Genomic DNA, 4,214 nt, shown 5'->3' on the forward strand with positions numbered 1-4,214 from the left:
GGATAGTCTTCAACCAGCGGACGAACGGCGGCGACGAAATTTGCATAAGGTGGTCCTGCTGCGTCAAGCCGGTCGGGACAAGTCACTTTCGTCCAGATGTCGTCCCGACTGTCTAGCAGTTCGCGGAATGCCCTCATATCCGGACCATCTGCTCCCTGACTAACATCGGGTCGCCCCATGTGGTCGATGACAATTGGCACCGGAATCTTCTCAATAAACTCCTTCATCTCTTGCAAGATATCCGCCTCAAAGTAGATCACCACATGCCATCCTTCGGGCAAACGGCCCGCGATATCCAGAAACTTGTCTTTCGGCGCGTTGTCGACCAGCCGCTTGAGGAAATTGAAACGCACGCCGCGAATGCCACCTTCATCGAGCGCTTCCAATTCGGCTTCGCTGATCGCCGGATCGACCACCGCCACGCCCCTCGCCATCCCGCCTGATTTAGCAATAGCGTCCAGCGTCGCACTATTGTCGGTTCCGTGGCAACTCGCCTGGACAATCACGTTCCGGGAAAACCCCAGATGATCGCGCAGTGCAAATAGCTTGTCCGGACCAGCATCTTCGGGGAGATATTTGGCCTTGGGACTGAATGGAAACTGCGCTTGTGGGCCAAAGACATGGCAATGGGCATCAACTGCACCGAGAGGCGGCGTGAATTTTGGTTTGGATGGATGGGAATGCCAACTGACAATCCGTTCCGGTTCGTCCGATGAACAATATATATTGCCCAAGTGATCGGTCCATGTGCTCAAATTATCTGAATTGCCGACGCTCATGCAAATATCTCTCCATCCATCAATTTGCGCGCCGTGCGCAGCATGGCAGCGCTGGTCACATTGCCGGTAGTGTCCACCTCCATCACACAGGTTGTTTCTCCGGTCGGATGCTCGACAGAAAGCGTTTTGCTGCTCCCGGCCGGCACATCGGCAACTTCTACGACAGGGGTACCATCGATAAGTGCAGCGGTCGCGACCGTCACCGCTGCGAGCACGCCAACGCTTGCATGGGCCCGGTGCGGAATGAAACTGCGGACCGTGATGGCGCCACCGTCTCTGGGCGGGGCAACGAGCATCATTTTGGGGACGGACTTTTCCTTTACATCGCCCAGGTTCATGCGGTCGCCTGCTTTAAGCCGGATCGCTTCTAATCTGGCTTTCAAATCGTCTGCCGCATCCAGTTCTTCGCGGCTTTCATAGCCTGTTGCACCAACATCCGATGCCTTCATAATGATACAGGGCATGCCATTGTCGATAAGCGTGCATGGCACGCCATTGATAATGTCGACGGCATTACCTGTTGGCAGCAATGCGCCGCAACTGGAACCAGCTGTATCGCGAAATTCGAGCGGTATCGGTGCCGCAGTACCAGGTACGCCATCTATCCGGGCATCTCCCAGATAGATCGGAACGCCTTCAGGCGTTTGCACCGTTGCCACCGCGATCTGGCCGGTATTTTCCATATAGATTGTGACTTTGGTTTCGCCGTCGCCAGCAGCCACTAATCCTCGCTCAATGGCAAAAGGACCGACACCTGCCAAAATGTTTCCGCAATTTTGTGCGTCGCTGACCAACGCCTGATCGACGAACACCTGAAGGAAGAGATAATCGACGTCGACGCCGTCGCGTTCAGACTTTTGGACCACCGCTACCTTGCTGGTCAGCGGGTCGGCACCACCCATGCCGTCGATCTGGCGTTCGTCCGGGGAACCCATAATTCGCAGAAGGAACGCGTCGCGGACAGCGGTCTCGGCCGGCAGGTCTTCGGCAATAAAATACCCCCCCTTGGACGTTCCGCCCCGCATCCACATGACGCGGATTCCATCAGACATATTTCAGGCCTTCTTTCTCAAGCCGTTCGCGCATCTTATACATATCGAGGCCAAGCTCACCGCTCGCCAGCCGCTGCCGTTTTTCTTCTTCCTTGGCTTCGCGCTCCTGCGCTTTCAGGAGCACGCTGGCGGCCTCCTCCCGTTTAACGACGCATATGCCATCATCATCCGCAACGATCACATCACCGGGATTTACCGAAGCTCCAGCGCAAACCACCGGCACATTGACTGAACCCAGCGTGTTTTTGACCGTTCCCTGAGCAAATATCGCCTTCGACCAGACGGGAAATTTCATTTCCTGCAAATCGCGAACATCTCGAACCCCGGCATTGATGATCAATCCCCGGCATCCGCGCGCTTGTGCCGACGTCGCCAAGAGATCACCAAAATATCCATCCTCGCATGGACTGGTGGGTTCCAGTACCAGCACATCTCCCTCTTTCAATTGCTCGATGGCGACATGCACCATCCAGTTGTCGCCCGGTGCGGCCGAGATTGTAACCGCTGTTCCTGCTATCCGCGCACCCGGGTAAATTGGCCTCATATTGCCTGCCATAAGGCCGGTTCGACCTTGCGCTTCGTGAACCGTTGCGACGCCGCATTTGGCAAGGCCATCGACCACGACCAGATCGGCGCGCTCGATATTCTGGACAACGATATTGGACATGATCAGGCTCCTTTGACTGTTCAAAGTTTACGAAGTTTCCGCGGAGCGACGCAAGTCGGAACTATGCAATAGATATAATAATATGCTAATTGTTCGGGAAATGGAGATCTGGAATTTCAACTTGCGCCACCTGCGCGCTGCTGTCTCTATCGGACGTTTGGGCAGCATTTCTGCAGCAGCACAGGCGATCCATATCAGCCAACCGGCGATCACACAGGGGATTGTAAAACTCGAAGCGCAGCTTGGACAGCCGCTATTTGAGCGCAGAACCGACGGGATGATCCCGACCGATGCGGGACATCTGCTCTTCCCGCGCATCGAAGCAGCACTGGCGCAGATCGCATCACCCCGGGTTACGATGACGCAGCTCCGTGCCCTTATCGCGCTCGCCAGTGCCGGCAGCTATGCCGAGGCGTCGGCGGCGACCGGACTGGCACAGCCTTCGTTGCACCGCGCGGTCGGTGATCTGTCGGTTGCGCTCAAGCGAAAGCTGGTCGAGCGACGCGGCAAGGGTGTTGCACTGACCGAACAAGGTCGCCGCACCGTGCGCCGGTTCCGTCTCGCCGGAGCGGAACTGGACGCAGGCTTAAGCGAGCTCTCCGCCTTGCTTGGGCGCGAGACGGGGAAGATTACTATTGGTGCAATGCCGCTATCAAGGGCGCGGATATTGCCAGCGGCGGTGGCGGCATTTCACCGGACGCATCCCGATGTCTCGATTAATATTGTCGAAGGCGCGTTTCACGAACTGATCGAGCCATTGCGCGATGGCGACATTGACCTGATGATCGGGGCATTGCGTGATCCTTCGCCCGGACCGGACATCACCCAACAGCCGCTGTTTGAAGATCGTCCGGTCGTGATCGGCCGGAAAGATCATCCTGCTGCCGACAACGAACCTTCGCTGGAAGCGCTTGCACGATATCCCTGGACGATTCCGGCGTCAGGCACGCCGTTGCGCGATGGTTGGACAAAAATGTTCGACGCGCGTTCCATCCCGCTGCCGGAAGTACCTATTGAATGCGGTTCGGTTATCACCATTCGGCAGATATTGATCGAAAGCGATTTTCTGACGCTCTTATCACCCGATCAGGTGGCTGTGGAACTGGAGGCAGGATGGCTCACCAAAATTGCCGAAATTCCCAAAGAGTTTATCCGCAATATCGGGATGACAACGCGCACGGACTGGCGACCAACGGCCATGCAGGCCAAGTTTATCACGCTTCTAGAAGCTGTATCCAAATCAGATTGAATTCTCAAAAACTTATAACAAATTCAAGCTTCCAATTGGCGTGAATGTAATGCGCAGGATAGCTTGCCAGCCATGGATCAATCGATCACTCTTGTCGGCTATGGTGAAGCGGGACGGACCTTTGCGCGGGCCGCTGGCTGGCAGTCACGGGCGCATGTGTTCGACATGCAGAATCTCGACGATGCTTTTGCCGAAGACCGGGTTTGTGGCTGTTCAACGCTGGCGGAAGCTCTGCTCGGCGGCAAATATGCCATCAGCGTGGTCACGGCCGATCAGGCGCTCGTTGTCGCACAGGATGTGGCAATCACAATCGCATCGCGGGCGCTGTTCTTTGACATGAACAGCGTCGCGCCCGATACCAAACGCGCTGCAGCGGACGCCATCGAAGCCGCTGGCGGCCATTATATTGATGTCGCCATCATGTCTCCGGTTGATCCGGCTGGTATAGCAGTTCCCTTGCTCATCTC

The 4,214-nt window shown here is 56.3% G+C and carries 5 protein-coding genes; 2 read left to right on the forward strand and 3 right to left on the reverse strand.

Translation table 11 applies throughout. The annotated features are described in order from the left end of the window. The 3 genes from WBM93_RS03685 to ligK all read right to left on the reverse strand — a co-directional run. On the reverse strand, window positions 1–779 hold a 779-nt coding region (locus WBM93_RS03685), incomplete at its 3' end, for an amidohydrolase family protein (protein ID WP_424428301.1). Beyond that, window positions 776–1,831, reverse strand: coding sequence for a 4-oxalomesaconate tautomerase (locus WBM93_RS03690; protein WP_424428303.1), 1,056 nt, complete (start codon window positions 1,829–1,831; stop codon window positions 776–778). The genes WBM93_RS03690 and WBM93_RS03685, both read right to left, overlap by 4 nt. Beyond that, window positions 1,824–2,498, reverse strand: coding sequence for a 4-carboxy-4-hydroxy-2-oxoadipate aldolase/oxaloacetate decarboxylase (ligK, locus tag WBM93_RS03695; protein ID WP_350078743.1), 675 nt, complete (start codon window positions 2,496–2,498; stop codon window positions 1,824–1,826). Before ligK ends, WBM93_RS03690 begins: the two co-directional genes overlap by 8 nt. Window positions 2,499–2,580: 82 nt before the next feature. Between ligK and WBM93_RS03700 the strand changes: the two genes are divergently transcribed. Both WBM93_RS03700 and WBM93_RS03705 read left to right on the forward strand, forming a co-directional pair. Further along, a complete protein-coding gene (locus tag WBM93_RS03700; RefSeq protein ID WP_350078741.1) occupies window positions 2,581–3,747 on the forward strand; it encodes a LysR family transcriptional regulator in 1,167 nt (388 codons plus the stop codon). Window positions 3,748–3,819: 72 nt separating this feature from the next. Continuing rightward, window positions 3,820–4,214, forward strand: a 395-nt coding sequence (locus WBM93_RS03705; RefSeq protein ID WP_424428307.1) for an NAD(P)-binding domain-containing protein, incomplete at its 3' end; no start/stop codon positions are given.

Source organism: Parasphingorhabdus sp. (assembly GCF_049667325.1).
In the GTDB taxonomy this organism is placed as follows: Bacteria; Pseudomonadota; Alphaproteobacteria; order Sphingomonadales; family Sphingomonadaceae; genus Parasphingorhabdus.